At 60.7% G+C, this 21,221-nt stretch carries 19 protein-coding genes; 8 read left to right on the forward strand and 11 right to left on the reverse strand.

The annotated features are described in order from the left end of the window. Window positions 1-588: 588 nt before the first annotated feature. Window positions 589-1,164 carry a recombinase family protein gene (locus ACB039_RS02420; protein ID WP_371165051.1) on the reverse strand — a complete coding sequence of 192 codons (576 nt, stop codon included), beginning with the start codon at window positions 1,162-1,164 and terminating at the stop codon, window positions 589-591. Between the two features lie 514 nt (window positions 1,165-1,678). Between ACB039_RS02420 and ACB039_RS02425 the strand changes: the two genes are divergently transcribed. From ACB039_RS02425 to ACB039_RS02435, 3 genes are all read left to right on the forward strand, one after another. Next, complete coding sequence (locus ACB039_RS02425; protein WP_371165052.1) at window positions 1,679-2,347, forward strand: tetratricopeptide repeat protein; 669 nt, start codon at window positions 1,679-1,681, stop codon at window positions 2,345-2,347. 706 nt (window positions 2,348-3,053) lie between these two features. Beyond that, a complete protein-coding gene (locus ACB039_RS02430; RefSeq protein WP_371165053.1) occupies window positions 3,054-3,632 on the forward strand; it encodes a PhnA domain-containing protein in 579 nt (192 codons plus the stop codon). A 602-nt stretch (window positions 3,633-4,234) separates the two neighbouring features. After that, window positions 4,235-4,870: a LysE family translocator gene (locus ACB039_RS02435; protein WP_371165054.1), complete on the forward strand. Its 636-nt coding sequence runs from the start codon at window positions 4,235-4,237 to the stop codon at window positions 4,868-4,870. Window positions 4,871-4,974: 104 nt separating this feature from the next. Here the strand turns inward: ACB039_RS02435 and ACB039_RS02440 are convergent, their stop codons facing one another. Both ACB039_RS02440 and ACB039_RS02445 read right to left on the reverse strand, forming a co-directional pair. Continuing rightward, window positions 4,975-5,958: a Wadjet anti-phage system protein JetD domain-containing protein gene (locus ACB039_RS02440; RefSeq protein ID WP_182785525.1), complete on the reverse strand. Its 984-nt coding sequence runs from the start codon at window positions 5,956-5,958 to the stop codon at window positions 4,975-4,977. Between the two features lie 50 nt (window positions 5,959-6,008). Continuing rightward, window positions 6,009-6,878 carry a PhzF family phenazine biosynthesis protein gene (locus ACB039_RS02445; protein WP_371165055.1) on the reverse strand — a complete coding sequence of 290 codons (870 nt, stop codon included), beginning with the start codon at window positions 6,876-6,878 and terminating at the stop codon, window positions 6,009-6,011. Window positions 6,879-7,081: 203 nt separating this feature from the next. Between ACB039_RS02445 and ACB039_RS02450 the strand changes: the two genes are divergently transcribed. Continuing rightward, a complete protein-coding gene (locus ACB039_RS02450) occupies window positions 7,082-7,285 on the forward strand; it encodes a hypothetical protein (RefSeq protein ID WP_005326065.1) in 204 nt (67 codons plus the stop codon). Window positions 7,286-7,469: 184 nt separating this feature from the next. Further along, on the forward strand, window positions 7,470-8,060 hold the full coding sequence (locus tag ACB039_RS02455; protein ID WP_371165056.1) for a hypothetical protein: 591 nt from the start codon (window positions 7,470-7,472) through the stop codon (window positions 8,058-8,060). 115 nt (window positions 8,061-8,175) lie between these two features. On the opposite strand, the gene ACB039_RS02460 is transcribed toward ACB039_RS02455, so the two are convergent. The 8 genes from ACB039_RS02460 to cmoM form a co-directional block, all read right to left on the reverse strand. After that, window positions 8,176-8,664 (reverse strand): histidine phosphatase family protein, encoded by a 489-nt coding sequence (locus ACB039_RS02460; protein ID WP_371165057.1) that lies wholly within the window; start codon window positions 8,662-8,664, stop codon window positions 8,176-8,178. A gap of 194 nt (window positions 8,665-8,858) precedes the next feature. Beyond that, window positions 8,859-9,326, reverse strand: a complete 468-nt coding sequence (locus tag ACB039_RS02465; protein WP_201035089.1) for a GNAT family N-acetyltransferase — start codon at window positions 9,324-9,326, stop codon at window positions 8,859-8,861. A 7-nt stretch (window positions 9,327-9,333) separates the two neighbouring features. Continuing rightward, window positions 9,334-9,834, reverse strand: coding sequence for a cupin domain-containing protein (locus tag ACB039_RS02470; protein ID WP_371165058.1), 501 nt, complete (start codon window positions 9,832-9,834; stop codon window positions 9,334-9,336). 192 nt (window positions 9,835-10,026) lie between these two features. Then, a complete protein-coding gene (locus ACB039_RS02475) occupies window positions 10,027-10,416 on the reverse strand; it encodes a septal ring lytic transglycosylase RlpA family protein (protein WP_201035091.1) in 390 nt (129 codons plus the stop codon). A 170-nt stretch (window positions 10,417-10,586) separates the two neighbouring features. Continuing rightward, window positions 10,587-15,014 carry a chromosome partition protein MukB gene (gene mukB, locus ACB039_RS02480; RefSeq protein ID WP_371165059.1) on the reverse strand — a complete coding sequence of 1,476 codons (4,428 nt, stop codon included), beginning with the start codon at window positions 15,012-15,014 and terminating at the stop codon, window positions 10,587-10,589. Window positions 15,015-15,059: 45 nt separating this feature from the next. After that, complete coding sequence (mukE, locus tag ACB039_RS02485) at window positions 15,060-15,797, reverse strand: chromosome partition protein MukE (RefSeq protein WP_041205837.1); 738 nt, start codon at window positions 15,795-15,797, stop codon at window positions 15,060-15,062. Continuing rightward, window positions 15,778-17,097 (reverse strand): chromosome partition protein MukF, encoded by a 1,320-nt coding sequence (mukF, locus tag ACB039_RS02490; RefSeq protein ID WP_041205839.1) that lies wholly within the window; start codon window positions 17,095-17,097, stop codon window positions 15,778-15,780. The genes mukE and mukF overlap by 20 nt, the downstream gene beginning before the upstream one ends. A 115-nt stretch (window positions 17,098-17,212) precedes the next feature. After that, on the reverse strand, window positions 17,213-17,989 hold the full coding sequence (gene cmoM / locus ACB039_RS02495) for a tRNA uridine 5-oxyacetic acid(34) methyltransferase CmoM (RefSeq protein WP_283941271.1): 777 nt from the start codon (window positions 17,987-17,989) through the stop codon (window positions 17,213-17,215). Window positions 17,990-18,101: 112 nt separating this feature from the next. On the opposite strand from cmoM, the gene elyC reads away from it, so the two are divergent. The 3 genes from elyC (at window position 18,102) to pfkA (ending at window position 20,878) form a co-directional block, all read left to right on the forward strand. Continuing rightward, window positions 18,102-18,872, forward strand: a complete 771-nt coding sequence (gene elyC / locus ACB039_RS02500) for an envelope biogenesis factor ElyC (protein WP_201035495.1) — start codon at window positions 18,102-18,104, stop codon at window positions 18,870-18,872. Between the two features lie 135 nt (window positions 18,873-19,007). Beyond that, on the forward strand, window positions 19,008-19,763 hold the full coding sequence (gene tpiA / locus ACB039_RS02505; RefSeq protein ID WP_201035094.1) for a triose-phosphate isomerase: 756 nt from the start codon (window positions 19,008-19,010) through the stop codon (window positions 19,761-19,763). A 143-nt stretch (window positions 19,764-19,906) separates the two neighbouring features. Then, window positions 19,907-20,878 (forward strand): 6-phosphofructokinase, encoded by a 972-nt coding sequence (gene pfkA, locus ACB039_RS02510; protein WP_005326082.1) that lies wholly within the window; start codon window positions 19,907-19,909, stop codon window positions 20,876-20,878. The last annotated feature ends 343 nt before the right edge of the window (window positions 20,879-21,221 follow it).

A 21,221-nucleotide genomic window follows, 5' to 3' on the forward strand; every position in this document is an offset into this window, starting at 1 on the left:
AGTTTGAATTCAGCAGTAAATGAGCGACGTAATCTTGTCATTGAACACCTCAAGTCATGGTGGCGACTGTACCACCTAAAATGGTGTCCGGGATGATTAGACCACTACAGAGAGAGATACGGATAGACATGAGTTTGCTGGATTTCTTTTCTCTATTTAAGCGGTTTAGTGTAACCCTTTCATCGTCAGGAATTCTCGAAAATAAGTCTTACGTTGGAGAGGAATAACTAGAGATAGCAGGCGACCGCCAAACAAGTCTTAGCTTGAGTTGGGAGCAAGGCACCAGAGTCAATAACTCGACACCGCCTCCCTCTAAATACTCCACCTCGTGAATAGGATTACCCCGAACTCTGGAAGCGGAGGTAAACAGGGCTCATGAAGCACCGTGTAGCGGGCCTACGCCCGGCGCTTGTTCCGTGGGCCCTTCGCTCGGGGCGGTCAGGGCGGTGACACCCTTCCCTTTATATACTATTGGACTATTTTCAATTGAGGCCTGAACCCTAGCAACGCCAAGTCGGTATGCGGAACTTCCCATCGGTCAGTCCCTTTATATACTATTGGACTATTTTCAAACGAGACCATTCGTACTCACTTCGTTAGTCCAGCTGCATGCCTCGCCACTGTCCTGACTGATATACCCATGTCAGCCGCTACCTCTGACCACGACATCCCCTCAGCAAGCCGCTTCTGCACCGCCTCTCGCGTATCCGTAGCCACTGGCCTACCGATGACCTTCCCTTCTGCTCGGGCTCGTGCCTGCCCCTCTACGGTGCGCTCCCTGATGCGTCCCCGCTCGAACTCTGCGAAGGCAGCCATCAGTTGCAGCATGAGCTTCCCGTTCGGACTGGACAGGTCATCGACAGGGATGTCAAGGCAGCGGACATGAATGCCCTTCTGGGTCAGAAGAGCTATGGTCTGCTGTACGTCGATGGAGTCACGGCCTAGACGGTCGAGCTTCAACACAGCCAGCGTGTCCCCTACTTCCAGCTTATCCAGCAGGCGGATGAACTCAGGGCGAGCGGTAGCAGCTGTGGCGCCGCTGATAGTCTCTTCGACCACACGGTCAGGGCGGATGTCTAGGCCAGCAGCACGGAGTGCAAGCAGCTGGTTCTCGGTAGTCTGCTCGGTGGTGGACACCCGGCAGTAAGCAAAGGTACGTGACATGACTCTCTCCGGTAAGCAGTAGGCAGTGACAGCAAGTGATGACATCAATTGCCTGCATCCTATGTCACCATGACATCAATAGTCAATAACCACTTGTTGTCATGGCATGGCACCACCTGTCAGCTGATGACATCAAACGAATGCTTGTTGTCATTACCGTATGCAGCAGGAGAGCCCCTGTGAGCTCCGCTATGATCATCCTAAGCATAGCCAATACAACACAAGCGTGATGGCATACGATGCTGGAGGATTCGATACAGGCAGGATGGCGGCGGGCTGACGAGCTCTTGGGCTCGGCGGGTCTTGGACTGTAGAGTGCCGGACTGAGGGCCTATGGGGGGAAACAGGGGGGGACAGTCCAGCAAGGTGCCCCCAGACAAAATTGTGTTGTAAAAACTCATCCTAATCACCTACCCATCCTATCAACCATTATTGAACTGTGACTCAATAAACACATGCCTTTCAGTACCAGTGATACAGTGTGGTCACTTCCAGCGTTATGGAGAATTCAGTGATGAAAACAGTATTGGCGTTGCTCTTGGTGGGGCTTTGTTTTGGTGGGGCTACAGTTCAGGCGAAAGACTTGCGGGACGCGCCATTTGCTGAAGTTCAACAAGCGGCAGAACAGGGGGATGCCAGCGCACAGTCTCATCTGGGAGCAATGTACCTTTTCGGCGACGGGATAACACAGGATAACCTCAAAGCTGAGACATGGTTCCGCAAGGCAGCAGAGCAGGATGATGAGGAAGCTCAACACAATCTCGGGATGATGTATAAGGAAGGCCGAGGGGTAACGCAAGATTACCGTCTGGCTGTTTCGTTCTTCCGGAAAGCAGCTAGTCAAGGGTCATTTATCTCGCAGTACATGCTCGGAAGGGCGTACTACGAAGGTAAAGGGGTAACACAAGATTACCGTCAAGCTGCGTCGTGGTTTCGCAAGGCAGCTGAACAGGGATTTGGTGAAGCTCAATTCAGTCTCGGGGTGCTCTATTACAATGGCGATGGGTTACCAGAGAACAACAAAATGGCATATGTATGGTTTTCCGTAGCCTCTACCAATGGTTATATTGAAGCGGCCACAATCCGTGACAAAGTCGCCAAAAAGCTAACCCCTGCGGAATTGGCCGATGCTCAAACACTGGCTGGTGAGTATTTTGAAAAGTACCAAACGAAAACACCGTAACCCCTACCACGGAAAATTGTGTCGTAAAAATCGATTTACTCACCCACCTGCTCACGTGTGCATACTCCTCGCACCTGTGACTCCAAGACTTTTCCATCAGGGATAATTGTATGCCTCCCATGAACAGCGCCACCGTCACGCTCTATCGCAGTCACTTGCACTGAACCACCGGGTGTAACCTCTACAAAAGTAACAACACCCCCAACTCCTTCAATAGGGGTCACTTCCGCATGGCCAGAACCTCCTACCAAGACTGCACTGTCACCGTTCCATTGAAAGATTAGAGGGCCATTCATTTTTGGGAAGTCGCATGTGAACCGGGAGGCGGCATGCACTGGGACTGCTCCCGCTGTTACGACGAGAGCAATGAGGGTTGCATTTATCTTGAGGTGAATCTTGTTCATAGACGATTCCTTGGCTGCTGCATTCTGAGTATTACGCACTTGATATTAACGTCCATATCAATGAAGAGACGAAGCAAGCACAACCGAAGTCAAACCTCGCCCAGCCCTAACCTGCCCTTCAACCTTACCGCTATTGTGATAGTTGTTGCACACTTGTAGCACATCACAGGCTCTGTCCAAATACCCCCACATTGTGTATACTGGCAGCCTTCGGACGGTGATAATCGTCCTAACATTTATTCCGATAATCGACCGACGCACTTACGTAAGTCACTGTATTAATTCAGATAAGAGGCTATCTAGTGGACATCAATGCCATCCTGCAAGCGCGTGCGGACGCCAAGTGTGAGCTGTGTGGCGCAGAACATGCGCTGACTGCCTTCCCGGTGCCACACTCCCCCGCCAGTGACGATGACCACAGCGTGGTGCTGTGTTCCACCTGCCGTGGCCAGCTAGAGCAGCCGGACACCACCGAGGTCAACCACTGGCGCTGCCTGGGTGACAGCATGTGGAGCCAGGTGCCAGCGGTGCAAGTGATGGCATGGCGCCAGCTTAAAGCCCTGTCCGCCCAGGGCGAGATCTGGGCCCAGGACATGCTGGACATGATGTACATGGAAGAAGAGACCAAGGCCTGGGCCGAGGCGGGCAGCGCAAGCGACGATGACGACAGCGTGCCCACCGTCGACTCCAACGGCGCCGTGCTGCAGGAGGGGGATTCCGTCACCCTGATCAAGGATCTGGAGGTCAAGGGCGGCGGCTTCACCGCCAAGCGCGGCACCCTGGTCAAGGGCATTCGCCTCACCAACAACCCGCTGCACATCGAAGGCAAGGTCAACGGCGTGCAGATAGTGCTGGTCGCGGCCTACCTGAAGAAGGCCTGATCCCTTAGGCCTGTGGTTTGAATGATGCAAGAAGCGCCCCCGGGGGCGCTTTTTTGTTGCCGGGCCAAAGCCTAAGTCGGCGCGGCCACAGTGGCGCCGCGGGGAAACTGGGCTATCCTGCAAACCAGTCCCGATGAGCTAGCCACCCCTTTGCCGTATTTTCCGTCAGAGGATGATCCACTCCCGGCACCCTGAAGCACTGGCCCGGATGGAATTCATGTGGCACTCTGGGCTCCTCACATGGACAGATCCTGAACATCATGACCCCATGATGTCCGCTTGAAACAAGGAGCACGACCTATGGCCAAAGCCAGCAAGAAAGATATCAAGAAGAAAATCGCCGCCCGCCAGGAGAAGATTGCCAAGCACGAAGGCAAGATCAAGAAGCTGAAGAAAGCCCTGAAATAAGGGTCGGCAGCATAAATAAACCGCCTGAGGGCGGTTTTTTTATTGCGCCAGTCAGGCAACGTCTCCGGACGTCCCTTTTCCCAATGGACTGGCGCTTGGTTAAGCACCTGAAAAACAGCCACATCCTGGCGGCAGCAGCCACTGGACGCGGCCCCTGGGGCGGAGCATGATGTGCTCTTTACGAAGGAGATATCATGAGTTTGGATACATGGATGTTGTTTCTGCTGGCCTATCTGCTGGCAACCCTGACCCCGGGGCCCAATGTGCTGCTGGTGGTAAAAAACGGCCTGCAGCTCGGCTGGCGTCCGGCCCTGCTCACCATAGGCGCGAATCTGTTCTGTCAGGGCATTCTCATCTTTCTGGTTGCCATGGGTGTAGGGGCCCTGCTGCAGACCTTGCCGCCCCTGTTCCTCGCCCTCAAGCTGGCGGGCGGTGGCTACTTGATCTATCTCGGCTACAAGTCGCTGCGGGCGACCGGCTCGGGGAGTCAGAAGGTGCAACGGGTTGGCGTCAGTCTTCCATCACGGAGCAACGGCTCCCTGCTGCGGGAAGCCTTTCTGGTGTCGGCCAGCAACCCCAAGACCATCATCTTCCTCTGCGCGCTGCTGCCCCAGTTTCTCGATCACCAAAGCTCGCTGCCCATCCAGTTCTTCATCATGTACCTGACCATCTGTGCCATCGTCAGCCTGGTGCATCTCTGCTATGTAGCCCTGGCCAGACGCGCCGGCAACTATTTAAAGCCGGGGAACGGCCAGCGCCTGTTCGGCCGCATCACAGGCGGGCTGTTCATCACGCTCGGCGGTGCCATCTTGCTCAGCGGTCGACCCTGAGCCGATACGGGTGCCTGTCTGGATACCATCGGTCGGGAAGTTAACGCAGCACCATGAAAAGAACCGCCTGACGGCGGTTCTTTGTTTCTCGATGACGCCAATATTCACTCCAATGGCCATGACTGCCAGTGCCTGGCGGTCACCAGCACTTCTTGTTCCAGCCAACACTTGTTCAGGGCTAAATAGTTGAGCGCCTCTGTCAATGCGGAGCCGGATACCCTCTCCCAGGCATTGCTCTGCCAAGGGATCTTGCTCTGCGATCCTGCCGACGGGAGGCTTAGGGGGCGGGCATAGTGAGGGAGATAATCGGCCAGATTGCGGGGTAGCCAGAGCGCCAAGGGCCGGCCGGTGGCCTGGGCCAATTCGGCGGCGATCTCCAGCCCCCGCTGATCCAGGTCGCCAAAGTGGGCCCAGGGGATGGCCGCCGGCAACAGGGGCATCACCCGTTTTGCCAATGCGGTGTTGCGGCCCGGTACATAGAGCAGCAGCTCACCTGGCTGTAGCGGATAATCCACGAAGGCCCCCTTGTTCTCCACCGTCACTATCTGCCGCCCCGGCCACTCAATGCCTCGCAACCCGGTCAAGGCTCGCTCTGGCAAGGCGAGCTCCCCGAGCAGGTTGATGACGGGCGTCATGTTGTGGAGTCGTCCCTCTTTATCGATCAGGCTCAGCGAGGTCAGGGTACGCAGCCGGATCGCCTCGTCAGTCAGCACCTGGCTGCCCAGTTCGGCGACTCGCGCCAACTGCGGTGGCGATAGCACGGCCTTGCAGTCACGCAGCCAGAGGCCGCTCAAGGTGGCACCGTTGATGGATGCGGGTAATTGACAACCCAATGCCGCCAACGCGACTTCCCCCGACCAGGGTTGCTCCTCTGCTGCTTGCGCGAGCTGGGTCGTCAAAAACGCCCTGCCTCGCTCGGTGAGCTGGCGGCGCGCACTGCGTCCCACCGGCTGCACACCGCCGACCCGCCACAACATATCGTCCAGCTCCCGCCCCGCGACACTGTTGAGCAGGATCCCCTGCCCCGCCGCCAGTGCCAGCAACTTCTCGCTCAGGGCGCGGATCTCCGCTCGCTCGAACAATCCCATCGACACCCTCCGCCTGCCTCAACTGACCTGGTATTGCCCGTGCTGCCGGCTCAGATCCAGCGCGCCCCGCCGGACACCCGCACAGCACTGCCGGGTTCGGCCGGGATCTCGGCATGCAGCCGCGACGGCATGCCCATGTCTTCCCCCTGCACTATGTCGATGGCACCGCCGTGGGGCCAGTGCAGATCGCGCAGGTAACCGGCGAAGGCTGCGGTCGCAGCGCCTGTGGCCGGATCCTCATAGACGCCGCCATAGGCGAAGGCATTGCGGGTGTGAAACAGCCGATCCCCGGCCACATGCACCAACAGCATGGTCACCAGGCCCTCGCGGCGCATCAGCAGGCGCCCCTGCGCCAGCGAATAGTGCATGGCCGAGAGCGCTGCGCGATCGCTTAGCGCCAGCACCAGATGATCGGCGCCGCCGTGAATGAGCGCTGGGGGGATGCGGGGATCCAGGCTGGCTGCATCATAGCCAAACAGCGCCAGGGCTTCGCGCATCAGATCCGCCGGCGCCGGTTTGCTGTGGGTCGGCGGGGATTGCAACGCCGCCTGCCACTGCCCCTGCTCATCCTGCCAGCCCGAGACCCGGATCTTGGTCTGGTTGAGACAGAGTGCATGATCCCCTGCCCCGAAGCGGCGCGCCAGCGCCACCCCGAGGGCGATGGTGGCATGGCCGCAAAACGGCACCTCCGCCTCGGGAGAGAAGTAGCGCACCCGCCATTGCCGTCCGCAGGCCTCTTGCCCCTCACCGTGCAGCGGGGCGGCGAAGGCCGTCTCCGAGAATCCAACCTCTGCGGCGATGCGCTGCATCTCCTCCGCCGTCGGCAGTTGGGCCCCGATCCAGACGCTGGCGGGATTACCCCCCCGGGATCCGTCGGAAAAGGCGGCGATCCGCACCAACTCAGTGACCAGCTCCGTCATGACAACTCCTTGGCTTCTTGCTTCACGAAAAGTGGCTTTCACAAGCTCATCCCTGCGGTCCCTTCCCGGGCGCCCGCATCAGAGGCCCAGCTTACCCATAAAATTATCGTCCGCACAGGTGCCGCTTGAGCGCCGCGGATCCGGGTACTGACAACTAGAGTTGGGAAGACGTGTCTGTATATGAGCCCGCAGTGGAGTGCCATATGTATTCATACACCCTTACGTTCAGGGAAGAGGTCGACAAGCTGACGGCTCCCGAGCACGAGATCTTGCTGCAAAGCCCGGCCCAGGCCGGGGATTTCGTCATCCTCTCCGACGGCAGCCGCCACCAGGTGATGTTCGTCACCCATCGTGCCCACTACAGCAGCCTCTATCTCGACAAGGGGATCCGGGTGCCCCAGAGCTGAGCCCACAGGTTCACGGACTCCCTCTGAATGGCACAGATTCATCGGCCCTCCTGTGCGACACCTGTTACAGGTGCTAACGTGAGACAGGCTCTCGCCCCCAGGATATTGCCGCAAACACAGGCTGTTGCTCATGGCAGTCAAGGCTGCGATGCACCGGAAAGACTCACACTTTGAGGGATTAACTATGCCTAGAACTGCTGCTTTGCTCGTGACCCTGACCCTGCTTGGCATGGCCCCGGCTCACGCCATCAACGCAAAATATGCCCAGCAGCTGGAACGCTCCGGCTGCACTCAGGTGACCGAGGCCCAGGGCTGCGATATTCACAAGACCAAGGAGGAGAATGCCAAGGCGGGATTCGGTGCTGCCGCCCCGGCCACGGACGGCGGTCTGAACATGAGCTACGCACAGAAGCTGGAGCGCTCCGGCTGCACCCAGGTGAGCGAGCTCAGCGGCTGCGACATCGACAAGACCCAGGCTGAGAACGCGGCCGCCGGATTTGGTGATGCTCCGGCGGCCACCAGCGCCAGCCCCTACGCCGGTAACTGGGTTGCCACCTTCCCCGAGACGGGCGCCACCGTCGCCACCATCCGCATCGATGGCAAGGATCAGGTGTGGGTCAACGACAAGCAGGTCAAGGCCAAAAAATCCGACGGGGCCCTGGTGTTCAAGGAAGGCATGGTCATCTATCGCATACAGGGGGATCGTCGCCTCAAGGGGGAAGATGGCTGGGTCGACAACGATGCGGGCACCAAGGGACCGATCACCGCCAAATAAACAACATCACGGGAATGTGAAGGGGAGCCTGGGCTCCCCTTCTTGCTTGATTACTTGCCCATGGCTTTCCCAGCCCCCGGTGAGCGGCAACCCTGCACTTCCTCTTGCTATTCACTTACCCCTTTTTCGGATAGTCGAGCACGACCGTCACCGGCGTTTGTGATACAGCGGCCGACCAGGAGGGGGCATCAAAGGTGAAGCGGGCGACGGCGCAGGTCGGCATCCGGGTGATCTTGCCGGAAAAGAAGTGGGCAAGATCGGTGAACTCGGGATCGTGACCAACGAGCATCACGCACCTCAGATCGTCCTCAAGCTCATCCATCACCGCAAGCAGGGTCCCGACATCGCTGCCGTAGAGGCGCTCGTCGATGACAATCCCGTTCGCCGGGTAGCCCAGCTCATGGGCGACAAGCCGGGCCGTCGACAAGGCCCGACAGGCGGGGCTCGACAGGATAAGGTCGGGCACCCCTACCGCGTGCGCCAGACGTCTGCCCATCAGGGGGGCGTCGCGCAGACCGCGCTCCGCAAGCGGGCGCACCCGATCAGGCAGTGCCTGTTCCCAGCTGGACTTGCCGTGACGCATCAGGATCAGCGTTCTCTTCATGACTCCTCCTGCAACGACCGCCCATCGGTCCGCCAGTGACGGCCAGGGTTTGCATGCCTGTCACGTCGCCATGTCAATCATAGCGAAGCCACATTGCGCGGAAGTCTCGGACAAGCTGAGCACCGGGTCCGGGTGACCAGGCTCTCGGCACGTGGGCACTGACAGTGCGAGCAACAGGTGGCAGCGGTTAGCCGTCACGGTCTGCACCAGGTCTCGACGCAGAAGTAATAGCTGGTGAAGGAGTGCCCAGAGAGTGTCGTCTTCTTCACCCTGGTGGCGCGCCTGGCGAGGGCTTTGTATGGGGGACGCGTGTCCAGCAGATGAAAGATGACCTCTTGATGGCCCATGCTGCGCGCCCAGCCCATCATCTCATGGAAGATGGCCATGCCCCTTCCCCAACCCGCCCTGGCGATCACGATGGCAATCTCGACCCCCTCGTCATCAGGCTGGAGCCCGCACCACCCCACCAGGACACCATCAATGAGGACGGCGCGCACGCGGCAACCGGGCAGCCCGTCTATTCGCCTCTTCTCATCCATCCAGGCGCGCACTCTGGCGGTATCAAAGGGAGGGTGGTCAATCAGGTGCTTTCGCAGCGTCTCGTCGTTGAGCAGGGGCAGAAGATCCTCTGCGCGTACCTCGTGCAAGGGTATGAATTTCATAGGCTTATCATGCTTTCCCAACAGTGAGGGGCTCCTGATAGGGGGTCCCGTCCTTGTGTCTGGCGATCCAGGCGCCATCGGCGCCCTGCACCAGGGCCAGATCATCATCGGGGTAGTCGACAGTGTCTCCCGCCAGTCGGTCGCCCACTTCGAGATAGACGGCGTCCACCACACCGTAGTTGAGCAACTGGTGGGCCAGGCCGTTGCCGCCCTTGAAGCCAATGCACTCCCCCGGCGACATCGGGTACTCATCCTCTCCATAGCGCAGCGTGGGCGTCCCCGAGAGCACATAGACAAACTCATCCTGCTTGCTGTGGTGATGCTTGAGCGCCGAGATGGCCCCCGGTGCCAGGGTCGTCAGGTTCACCCCGAAATTCGCAAGACCGAAGTGCTCCCCCAGTTTGCGCCTGGTACGGTGTTTGACCAGAGAGGCAAAAGGCTCCGGATAGAGGGACTTTGCCGTACTCTCCGGGATCTGTGTGGCCTGAATGGGCGTGCGGTGCGTCATCTCAACAACCTCTGTATGGGCGCCCTGGCAAGGGGCAGCAAGAGATCAGCCGGGTGCCTGCCTGAAGGCAGTCATGCAATCACACAGATACGGCTGAAGGCTGGAGGCTGTCAACGCCGAGATGCGAAGAGCGGGGTCTTGCCGTTGCCAGCGGTGCGATGGGCGGAGCTTATGGCGCCCCGCGGCATCCCCCTACAATACCTCGACCTTGACCTTGATGAGGCCGGAGCGGGTGTTACCTATGGTGCTGAACGCAGATCTTGAGAGATCGATCACTCGCCCCCTCGGGAAGTTGCCCCTGTCATTGACCCGTACCACCACGCTCTTGCCGTTGGCGATATTGGTCACCCTCACCATGGCGCCGAAGGGCAGCGTCATGTGGGCGGCGGTGTTGGCGCTCTTCTGGTAAGGCTCGCCGCTGGCGGTGCGCTTGTTGTGGTAGCGATCGGCATAGTAGGAAGCCAGCCCCGTCTGGGTATAACCGCGCCAGTTGCCCGCACTGCCCGCATCAGGCTGGCTGCTGCAGGCCGCGAGCAGCAGGCACAGGGAGGCCAGCAGCCCTTTTTGTAGATTCCACGTCATGTTTTATTTCCTCGATGCGATGTCGGGTCGACGTGCCATGGCCGCCCCCTCTTCATCACCAGTCTGGATCCCGCGAACAGGAGCCTACTCTCTCATATTTCCCATGGAAAACGGGAGGCCCAAGCCTCCCGTTTGTGTGTCCACCCGTCAGCCCCTGTCAGGGAAAGAGATCAGGCGATCAGCTTGTCATCGGCGAAACCGAAGCCCCGCAGCCCCACCACGTGCACGTGTTCGTGCTTGCCCTGCACCTTGCGGATGAGCTTGTAGGTGGTGCCCTTCTCCGGGCTGATGTTCTCGGGCGCCGCGATAAGCAGCTGCATGTCCTGGCGCTCGCACAGCTCGAACAGGGTGGCGATGGACTTGCCATCCAGACGGGCCGCCTCGTCCAGGAACAGCAGGCGGCAGGGGGCGATGTCCTTGCCACGCAGACGGCGGGACTCCTCCTCCCAGCTGATCAGCACCATCAAGAGGATGGCCTGACCGGTGCCGATGGCCTCGCCGGTGGAGAGGGCCCCGCTCTCGGCCCGCAGCCAGCCATCGGCACCACGCTGCACCTCGATCTCCAGCTCCAGGTAGTTGCGATAGTCCAGCAGCACATCCCCCATCACCTGATAGTTGCGCTCCCCCTGCTCGATCTGCGGGTTCAGGCGCTGGAACAGCTTGGCCATCGCCTCGGAGAAGCTGAGCTCCTTGTCGGCGAACAGATCGTTGTGCATGGCGCTCTGATCGGCGAGCGCGGTCAAGAGCCGGGTGTGGGCCTCGCGGATGTTGACGTTGAGGCGCACCCCGCGCACCAGGCCGAAGGCGATGTTCTGCAGGCCCTGGTTGAGCACCCGGATGCGGTTCTGCTCGCGGCGGATGATGTTGGTGATCTTGGCCGCCACCTCGTGGGAAGAAAGCGACAGGTGATTCTCCCGCTGCTTGAGCTCGTCGGCGAGGCGCGCCAGCTCGATCTCCATCTCCTCGATGGCCTCCACCGGATCATCCGAGCGGATGATGTCGTTGCGGATGCGATCCTTGAGGTAACGGTAGACCTGCACGTAGAAGGCGACCTTCTGCTCGGTGCCGCGGTTGCCTTCCGACAGTCGCAGCGCATCGCGCAGGGCCTCGTCGTGAGCCACGGCAACCCGCAGGGCGCCGAGCGCCTTGTCCGACATAGAGCGCAGCTCGTCGCTGTCGAGGTACGCCAGCTCGCGCTTGTTGAGGCGCTTCTCGACGTCGGTCTCCCGCGCCAGTCGCACCACTCGCGACCAGCTCGCCTTGTGACCCACCAGGGATTTACGGGCGCTGTAGTAGTCCTTGCCCTCCAGCTTGAGACGACCGCCAAGGGATTCGATCTCTCGCTTGGTCACCTGCAACTGGGCCTCGGCGCTGGTGCGACGGGAACGGGTGCGAATGAGCAGCTCCTCGATCTCTTTCTTGTGAGCGCGGGACTTCTCCTCCATGTCGTCCGACAGGGTGAGCCCCATGGCTGCCAGCTCCTGCTCGAACTCGGTCAGGGTCTGGCGCTTGGCCGAGGCGCTGGAATCGAGCGCGGTGCGCAGCTGCAGCGCCTCGGTGTGGCGCTGGGCAATCTGCTTGTGCTGTTCACCGGCGGTGCGGGCCGCCAGCTCGGCCGCTTTCAGCTTCTCTTTGAGCCGCTCGCTCATCTCGGAGGCTTTGCCGAGCAGATCTTGCGCATCCTGATAGGCAAAGTGCGGCAGGCGGGCCACCAGCTGATCGAGCACGTAGCAACGGCGCTTCTGCTCGGCCAGCAGGTCGCTCACCTCATCATACGCCGCCTGCAGGGCCGCGAGATCCTGCGGATCCTGGCGCAGCACCTGCACCAGGGTCTCGAGCTTCTCCAGCGCCTTGCCGTGCCTGGCGATAAAGGCTTCGGCTGTTTTAAGCGCCTCCACGTCGGCGTGAGCCGCCTCGACACGGGCGGTCAGGTCGGCCTCCGCAAACAGATGGGCAAAGGGCAGCATCCCCTGCACCAGCTGGATATGGCGGGTCAGCTGGGCTGCGGCCGCTTTGGCCTCGGCCAGCTGCTTGTCGCACTCGGCCATGGCCCCTTGCAACTTGCGCAGCTCAGCCTGCTTGGCTTCCACTTCGGCCTCGGGATCCGGGCGGAAGGCGATGTCCAGATGCTGGCCGATAAAGTCGCGAAAATGCCCGTAGAGACGGTGGTACTTCTGCTGCTCGAAGGCGGCCTTGGCGTAGCCCTCGATGAGGCCCTCGCGCTCGAGGTCGAGCTGCTCGATCCGTTTTTCCCGGGCGGCGCGGCCAAACAGCGGCAACTCGGGGTAGCGGGAGAAACGCACCTGACGCTTGCTGGTGCGTACCAGCACGGCGTCGCCGAGCTCGTCAGCCTCCACCAGATCCTCGTCAAAGGAGTCGGGGTTGCCCTGGATGAGGTAGATATCCTCCGGGCAATCTTCGAGCTTTTTCAGCCGCTCGATGGCGCCCTCAAGGTCAAGCACCACCAGGGCGCTGCGGGCCGGGCCGTAGAGCGCGGAGTAGTAAGGAGCATCGTCGATGGAGATGTCGTCATAGACATCGGAGAGCAGCACACCCCCCACCTGCTCGGCGATGCGGGCCAGGCGCGGATCCGCCTCGCCAGCCCCCAGCTGCAGGTTGCGAATTTGCAGCTCCAGCGCCTGTTTCTGCGCCGCGATGCGGTTGCTCTCTTGCTCGAACTCGCGCTCCTTGTCGAGCACGCTCTGCATGCCGGAAGAAAGTTCTTCGGCGGTGGCGAGCGGCAGGCCGCTCTGCTCGCGCAGTTGCTCGAGCTTCTCGAAGGATTTCAGCCAGCGCGGGGCCAGCCTGGTGAGCTCCGCGATATCGCGGCCCAGCTGGGCGCCCTGATGCTCGAGGCTGGCGCGGCGCTGATTCACCTCCGCCTGCTGATCACTCAGCTCTTCCTGACGGGAGCGCTGGGCTTCGAGGAAGATCTCCAGCTCGTCTTGGCTGGCGATCAGCTGGCCAGAGGCCTGCTGTAACTCGTCGCGCAACTTGAAGAGATGCTTCTGGCTTTCACTCTCTTTCTCGAGGCGAGCCAGGGCGGCGCGCAGCCCCTGCCCCTGCGCGATGCGGGCCTTGTCTTCGATATGACGCTTGAGCAGCGCCTGCGCCGTGGGCCAGGCGGCCTCGCGCACTGTCTCGGGGGCGATGCTGAGCAGCAGCGCCAGCGCCGCCTCGTGCTCGGCCACCGCCGCCTTGGCCAGCGCCAGCTGTTGCTCGGCCCCCAGCACCCGGCTGGTGAGGCTCTGCTCGGCGGCGCGGAACTGATGCAGGGTGTCGCTCGCCTGTTCGGCACTCAGCCCCGGCAGCTCGCACTGCTCGCGGGCAGCATCGAGGGCCTGCACCGCCTGACGGTACTGGATGGCGCGGGTCTGCTGAATGTCCAGCGCCTGCTGGTAGTCGGCGAGCTGGGTCTTGAGGCTGTCCACCTCGGCCTGGGCCAGCTCTTTGCGCTCTTCCACCTCCAGCAGCTGACAATGGATCTCTTCAACGATCGCCTGTTGCTGCTCGAGTTTGTCGACCAGCTCCGCCAGATCGGCGCGGTACAGGGCGATCTTCTTTTGCAGGGCCACGGCGGCCATCACCTTGGCCAGGTGCTCGGCGGCGGACTCCAGCTCGTCGGTCAGCAATTTCTCGCGGTTGGTGAGCTGATCCACCTCGTCCGCCAGATAGATGGCGCGCTGCTTCTCCTCGGCCAGCAGGCGGCGCTTGCCCGCAAGCTCGGACCGGGCCTTGAGGGCCAGCTCGGAGAGACGGTTCTTCTCGGCGGCCCCCCGCACATACTCCGCCGCCACGTAGTGGGTGGTCTCGGTGATCAGGTTCTTGAACAGATCCCGTTGACCCTGCGTCTCCTTGATGGCTTCCAGGGTGCGGCGGTTCTCGTAGATGGCCGCCTCCATGTCCTGGAACGCCTTGCGCACGCCGGAGTTCTCCGGCAGCAGGTATTCCCGCAGGGAACGGCTGATGGAGGAGGAGATGCCGCCGTAGAGGGAGGCCTCGATCAGGCGATAGAACTTGCCGCGATCTTTTTGATCACGCAGCTTCTTCGGGGTGATGCCGAACTCGAACATGAAGTTGTGATAGTCGGTCACCGTATTGAATTTGGCGACCTTCATGGCCCCCAGCTCGGCGGCAGCCCCTTTCAGATCGGTGAAGGCGCGCACCCGGCCCTTGCCATCATGGAGTTTTTCCAGCAACAGATCCGTGGGTTGCAGGTTTTCTGGCACGTCCACCAGGGCGAAGGGGGTGATGTTGACCTTGTTGTCCCGGTTGGCCACCTGCTCCAGGTGCACGCCGACCCAGATCCGCTGCTCGCGGCTGTTCATCACTTCCAACAGGGAATAGCAGTGACCGCGCTGCAGCTTGCCGTAGAGCCCCTTGTCGCGGGACGCGCTGCTGGAGCCCGCCTCAGTGGTGTTACGGAAGTGGAGCAGGGACTGATCCGGGATCAGGGCCGCGATAAAGGCCGCCATGGTGGTGGACTTGCCCGCGCCGTTGCCGCCGGACAGAGTGGTGACCAGCTGATCGAGATCGAAGGTCCGGGCGAAGAAGCCGTTCCAATTGACCATGGTCAGGGATTTGAATTTGCCTCTCACGCCGCACTCTCCATCAAACCGGCCGACGCCATCGGTGCCAGAACATTAACGTTGCAGATCATCTTCCACCTCCAGCTCCAGTTGCTCTTCATCCAAATCCCCCTCGATGTCGTCAAACAGCGAATCGCTGCTCGGCATCTCGTCGTCGTGGAAGATGGCCTCCCCTTCCTGGATCATCCGCAGCTGGACGGCGCGGGGATCCTCGTCGGAGCGCACATCGGCGGCGAAGCGGAACACGGACTCGTTGACCCGGAATTTGTCGCTGTTGCCAAGGGCGGTGATCATCCCGAGGCGCTTGAGGCGGCGCATGGAGGTACGGATCTTCTCCAGCAGCTTCTTCTTGTCCAGATCGGTGCCGCCGGAACGGCTGTTGACCATCCTCAGCAGTTGTTTCTCGTCGGCGAGGCCGAGTACCTCCTCCTGCAACTCGCCCATGGTGAACACCCCTTCCGAGGCGAGCCGGTCCGGGCTCAAATAGAGGTAACAGAGCACCTTGCCCACCAGCATATCGAGCTCGGAGAGCACTGTGGTGCCGATGTCGGCGCTGGGGCGCGGGCGCAGATAGAAGAAGCCTTCCGGCGCCTTGATGAGTTCGACCTGATAGCGGCCGTAGAAGATCTCCAGCTCGCCATGAAACTCCACCAGCGCCGAATGTTGTTCGAAATCGTCGGCACTGATGTGGCGCCCCGAGCGCAGGGCGGTGTCGATGCGCGGAAACAAGGGGTTGGCGATGGCCTCTGCGAGCCGCAGGGGCAAGGGAAACTCAGAATTGATCAATGACATAGGCCTGAACCTTGGATCCAGCTTGGTTAATGGGTTTCCATGCGGGTTGGCGGTGGTGCTCGCGCTCACCGCTGGCATGGCCGAGGCGTACGGCCTGGTCTATCAGCAGACGCGCCACGTCGAAGTGGGCGTGGGCCGGGAAATCGAGCAGGTATTCGCGCAGCACGTCGGCGAGATCCAGCTGCTGCCCCTGCTCGGGATAGCGGGCCAGATAGCGTTCGATGCGCTCTGCCAGCGCCTGATTGATGTCCACCATCTCCATGAACTCCATCTCGAGGGGCACCTCGCCGGTCACCTCCTCGTCGTGGATGGCGATGGTTTCGTCCCGCAGCTCCAGCAGGCGCGGCTCCTCGGCCACCCGCAGCAAGAAATTGTGCTGCTCGAAGTTGCGAATGGATTCGCGCAGCCGCTGGCTGAAGGCGCGATTCTTGTCCATGTCGATGGCGTTGCGGATGAACTTGTGGACATGCCTGTCATAACGGGACCAGAGCTCGATGCACTGCTGGCCCCAGGAGGTGATGACGTCCAGACGCCCCTGCAGGGCATGGGTCAGCTCCTCGACATGGAACAGGTCGTCGCGCCCTTGCGCCGCCTCCTGAATGTTGAGCAGCCCCGCCTGCAGGCGGTGACCGGCGGCATCCAGGGTGTCTTGCAGCTCGCGCAGAGTCTGGCCCGTCTCGCGCAGCAGCTTCTCGCAGCTGTGGATGGCGTCGACCCAGTTCTGGGTCAGCAGGGCCGCTATTTCGTTCTTGACCTGATTCTGCTGCTCGTCCATGGCGCGCTGGGTGAGATCGATGCGCCCCAGGGTCTCTTCCAGCGAGAAGGAGAGGCGCGGCAGCACCTCGGCATCCCACTGTTCGCGGGTGTTTGTCTCAAGCGCCGCCTTGCGGGCGGTGTCGAGCTCGGCGGCAAGGTGTTCGAGCAAAATGGAGAGCTTGATGGAGTCCACCTGACGGCTCTCCAGAAAGAAGTCGACGATGCTCATGCCAAGGCGCGACAGGCGATAGAGGCTCTCCCCCGCCACCATGTCGGTGGTGAAGCGCGACAGCAGTTGCTGGCGAATGAGATCGTTGATGGCGTTGTTGGCGCGACCGGAGAGGGTCTCGTCCATCTGGCCGAAGGCGTTGCTCACGTAACCGAAGGCGTCGTGCAGCGCGGCTTCCGACAGATCCGATTCATCCTCGGAGAGTGTCTTGATCGCGATCAGAAAGGCCAGCCTGTCGGTGGGGAGGTTCAGGGACAACCCCTCCTGTCTGACCCATCCCACCGTCTCTGGCAGGGTACGGGATGTACTCATCATGACGTTATCATCTCGTTGTTATAACCGACGGGTCACTCGCCCGCCGTGGTGATATAGGCCGGGGTCGGTGGCACCCCGACGGCTCGATCCCGCATCACATTCACGCCGGTTCGTCTCAACCGGCTGGTTTCTGGGCCATCACATGGATGTAGCGCCCAAGGGACACAAAGGGTTCCTGACGGCAATAGTGCTGCTCCATGGCCAGCAGATCGTCGAATTTCTCGACCTGTTCCTGCTTGTGGCGCATGTAGTCGTGAATGACGCGCACCCCCGTCTTGCCGATGATCTTGAGGCCCCCCCGTCCTATCCAGTCGTAAACCTGTTCCGGCAACTGGGGGTTGGTGGGCGTGAGCGCGGTCTGGCGCTTCTTGTTCAATCCCTGGCGCACATAGTCAAAATTGCCCACTACCAGGCTCTGGAACAAGAGGCCGTGACGGTTGTAAAAAAGCAGCGACAGTATGCCCCCTGCCTTGACGAAAGGGAACAGACCGAGCAGGGTCTGACGGGGCTCGACGAGCCACTCCAGCACCGCGTGACAGAGCACCAGATCGAAGGTGCCGGTCACATGCTGTTTGAGATCCTGAATGGGGCAATGGATGAGACGAATTCTGTCTTCCAGCCCCTTTTCGGCGATCTGCTCCCGGGCCAGATCCAGCATTTCTGCCGACAGATCGCACAGCTCTACCTGGTGGCCCATGGCCGCCAGCTTCTGGGCGAAATAGCCAAAGCCGCCGCCGGCATCCAAAATGCGCAGCGGCCGGTTGCCAAGACGCGTCAGGCAGGCTTCGATGTCGCTCCACACCACGGCGGTGCGGATGCGCCCCTTGGTGGAGTCGTAAATGTTGCGGGCGAACTTGTCGGCGCGCCCGTCAAAACTCTGATCTTGCTTCAAGACAATGCTCATCTTCGGCCGCAGGATTGGGCCAGACCAAAAAGAGGGGTATTCTGTCACATCCGGAATTTGCTGAAAACTCAAGGACGACGCTGCTGTGTTTGAGCTCAACCTGTTTACTGCCAAGAAGTGGCTGGGCCAGCTGCTGATGCCGCTGCCCTTCTCCCTCTCCTTATTGTTGCTGGCGCTCGCGCTACTCTGGTTCACCCGCTTTCAGAAAACCGGCAAACTGCTGGCCACCTTCTCGTTGCTCCTCATTACCCTGATGGGGATGAGGCCCGTCAGCTATGAACTGGCGCGAAGCCTGGAGCAGACCTATCCGCCGTTCGACGTAGGCCAGCATCCCCATATCGACGCCATCGTGGTGCTCGGCAACGGCCATGTGAGCGATCCGGCGGTACCTGAGCGGTCCTGGCAGAACAATATTGCGCTGGCCCGCACCCTGGAAGGGGTGCGCCTGGCCCAGGCCTACCCGCAAGCGGAGCTGGTCTTCTCGGGCTATGTGTCGGGGGATCCCCTCTCCAACGCCGAGGTCAATGCCCGCATGGCGGCGGGCCTCGGCATCCCCCGCTCCCGAATGACGTTGTTTGAAAACAACAAAGACACCCACGACGAGGCGGTCAGCATCAGCGCCCACCTCAAGGGCAAGCGGGTGGCGCTGGTAAGCTCGGCCACCCACCTGCCCCGGGCCATGGCGCTCTATCGCGGTCAGGGACTCGATGCGGTGCCGGCCCCCACCGACTATACCGCCAAGCAGAGTCAGGAGCCGCAACCCCTCTACAGCTACCTGCCCAAGGGGCGTTACCTGATGTATTCCGAGGCTGCCATTCACGAATGGATTGGGGTATGGTGGGCCCGTTTGCGGGGGCAGGTTAACGAATGAGCGATCGGTTCTTGCATTCCTGATTTGGATCAGGAAAGCGAAAAAAAATTACGTCATTTGCCGCCGGGTCAGCTATCTTGGGCTCGGTTCAATTCATATAATGTTGCGCAATCAAATGCCTAGGAGATTGAGAAGATGAGACAGCACCTGGTAATGGGTAACTGGAAACTGAACGGCACCAAAGCTTCTGTCGAAGCTCTGATCAAAGGACTGACCCCGGCTGCTGCCGCTCATCCTTCCGTGCAAGTCGCCGTCTGCCCGCCGGTTATCTTTTTGGGTCTGGTTGAACAGCTGACCGCTGGCAGCAAGATTGCTTACGGTGCCCAGAACGCCGACGTTCACGAGTCCGGCGCCTTCACCGGCGAGAACGCCCCCTCCATGCTCAAAGCTTTCGGTTGCACCTACTCCCTGGTCGGCCACAGCGAGCGTCGCACCCTGCACGCAGAGACCGACGACGTGGTGGCTGCCAAGTACGAAGCCATCCAGAAAGCTGGCCTGGTACCGGTTCTGTGCATCGGTGAGACCCTGGAGCAGTTCGAAGCCGGTGTGACCAAGAACGTGGTTGAGACCCAGCTCAAAGCCGTCATCGACCGTTGCGGCATCGCCTCCTTCGCCAACGCCGTAGTGGCTTACGAGCCGGTATGGGCCATCGGCACCGGCAAGACCGCTACCCCGGAAATCGCTCAGTCCGTGCATGCTCACATCCGTCAGTACCTGGCCGGTTTCGACGTCGCCGTGGCTGCCAAGGTACAGATCCTGTACGGTGGTTCCGTCACTGGCGCGACCGCTGCCGACCTGTTCGGTCAGCCGGACATCGACGGTGGCCTGGTGGGTGGTGCGTCCCTGAAAGTGGACGACTTCTCCCAGATCATCGCTGGCGCCGCCCAGTAAGTGACACAAGAGAGGGGCCTGGCCCCTCTCTTGATATCGCTTTCCTATGGGTCCCCTTCTTCCATAGGAAAGCCGATATAGTAAAAACGGCTGGCCGTATTTTTCAGATATTGATATTCGACAACTCAGATCCAGAGGCACTCATGACCAAACAAATCAAACGTATTGGTGTTTTGACCAGTGGTGGTGACGCACCGGGTATGAACGCAGCCATTCGCGCCGTGGTGCGCGCCGGTCTGCATCATGGCCTGGAAGTCTACGGCATCTATGATGGCTACCTCGGTCTGCATCAGGACAGGATCGTCAAGCTCGAGCGCCACAGCGTCTCCGACGTGGTCAACCGCGGCGGCACCTTCCTGGGCTCCGCCCGTTTCCCCGCCTTCAAAGACCCGAAAGTGCGTGCCGAGGCGATCGAGAACCTTAAAAAACACGGCATCGATGCCCTGGTGGTGATCGGTGGTGACGGCTCCTACATGGGTGCCAAGAAGCTGACCGAAGAGGGTTTCCCCTGCATCGGTCTGCCGGGCACCATCGACAACGATATCGCCGGTACCGACTTCACCATCGGCTTTGACACCGCGCTGAACGTGGTCGTCGACGCCATCGACCGTCTGCGTGACACCTGCAGCTCCCACCACCGCATCTCCGTGGTCGAGATCATGGGCCGCCACTGTGGCGATCTGGCCATGTCCGCCGCCGTTGCCGGTGGCGCCGAGTACGTGATCGTGCCGGAAGTGGCTTTTGACAAAGAGAAGCTGCTGCAACAGATCAAGGAAGGCGAAGCCAAAGGCAAGAAGCACGCCATCATCACCATCTGTGAGCACGTCACCGACGTCAATGCCCTGGCCAAGGACATCGAAGCCATGACAGGCCGCGAAACCCGCGCCACCATACTGGGTCACATCCAGCGTGGCGGCTCGCCGACCGCCCGCGATCGCATCATGTCCAGCCGCATGGGTGCCTTTGCCGTCGAGCAGCTGCTGGCCGGTCAGGGTGGCCGCTGCGTCGGGATCCAGGGCAACGAAATGGTGCACCACGACATCATCGACTGCATCGAGAACCTCAAGCGCCCGTTCGATCAGGAGCTGTACGATCTCTCCACCACCCTGTTCTAAGCCATCGCGCTTCAGACAGGTTGTTGTGACAAAAACCCTCCATCGGAGGGTTTTTTTATGCCTGCATCAGTGCCCCGGCAAACACAGGCAACCGCCCTCCCCGACCTGTAACGAGCCAGCTTGCCCAGTTGTGCTTCTGCCTGATAGACGGCGATACAGGCGTTCTCTTTCGTGTCGCCGCGCTCTACTGAGGTTTCCCTCTCTCCAGCAGACTCTGCCCCCTCGCCCTGCTCCTCTGACAGGGGCCCCTTGCCTGGGTGTCAGTTTCTGCATACTTACCTCTGGGCATCTGTGAATGAAAGCCCACCTCTCCCACCATGATGCCCACTCAAAAAGAGCGGCT

Source organism: Aeromonas sp. S2(2024) (assembly GCF_041402505.1).
In the GTDB taxonomy this organism is placed as follows: Bacteria; Pseudomonadota; Gammaproteobacteria; order Enterobacterales; family Aeromonadaceae; genus Aeromonas; species Aeromonas media.

Bases quoted from the DNA above. Each gene is read 5' to 3' on its own strand.
- ACB039_RS02470 (WP_371165058.1), bottom strand. From the start codon at position 9,834: ATGACGCACCGCACGCCCATTCAGGCCACACAGATCCCGGAGAGTACG.
- pfkA (WP_005326082.1), top strand. From the start codon at position 19,907: ATGACCAAACAAATCAAACGTATTGGTGTTTTGACCAGTGGTGGTGAC.
- ACB039_RS02460 (WP_371165057.1), bottom strand. From the start codon at position 8,664: ATGAAGAGAACGCTGATCCTGATGCGTCACGGCAAGTCCAGCTGGGAA.
- ACB039_RS02445 (WP_371165055.1), bottom strand. From the start codon at position 6,878: ATGACGGAGCTGGTCACTGAGTTGGTGCGGATCGCCGCCTTTTCCGAC.
- tpiA (WP_201035094.1), top strand. From the start codon at position 19,008: ATGAGACAGCACCTGGTAATGGGTAACTGGAAACTGAACGGCACCAAA.
- ACB039_RS02420 (WP_371165051.1), bottom strand. From the start codon at position 1,164: ATGTCACGTACCTTTGCTTACTGCCGGGTGTCCACCACCGAGCAGACT.
- ACB039_RS02435 (WP_371165054.1), top strand. From the start codon at position 4,235: ATGAGTTTGGATACATGGATGTTGTTTCTGCTGGCCTATCTGCTGGCA.
- ACB039_RS02450 (WP_005326065.1), top strand. From the start codon at position 7,082: ATGTATTCATACACCCTTACGTTCAGGGAAGAGGTCGACAAGCTGACG.
- ACB039_RS02455 (WP_371165056.1), top strand. From the start codon at position 7,470: ATGCCTAGAACTGCTGCTTTGCTCGTGACCCTGACCCTGCTTGGCATG.
- ACB039_RS02425 (WP_371165052.1), top strand. From the start codon at position 1,679: ATGAAAACAGTATTGGCGTTGCTCTTGGTGGGGCTTTGTTTTGGTGGG.
- ACB039_RS02465 (WP_201035089.1), bottom strand. From the start codon at position 9,326: ATGAAATTCATACCCTTGCACGAGGTACGCGCAGAGGATCTTCTGCCC.
- mukF (WP_041205839.1), bottom strand. From the start codon at position 17,097: ATGATGAGTACATCCCGTACCCTGCCAGAGACGGTGGGATGGGTCAGA.
- ACB039_RS02440 (WP_182785525.1), bottom strand. From the start codon at position 5,958: ATGGGATTGTTCGAGCGAGCGGAGATCCGCGCCCTGAGCGAGAAGTTG.
- ACB039_RS02475 (WP_201035091.1), bottom strand. From the start codon at position 10,416: ATGACGTGGAATCTACAAAAAGGGCTGCTGGCCTCCCTGTGCCTGCTG.
- mukE (WP_041205837.1), bottom strand. From the start codon at position 15,797: ATGTCATTGATCAATTCTGAGTTTCCCTTGCCCCTGCGGCTCGCAGAG.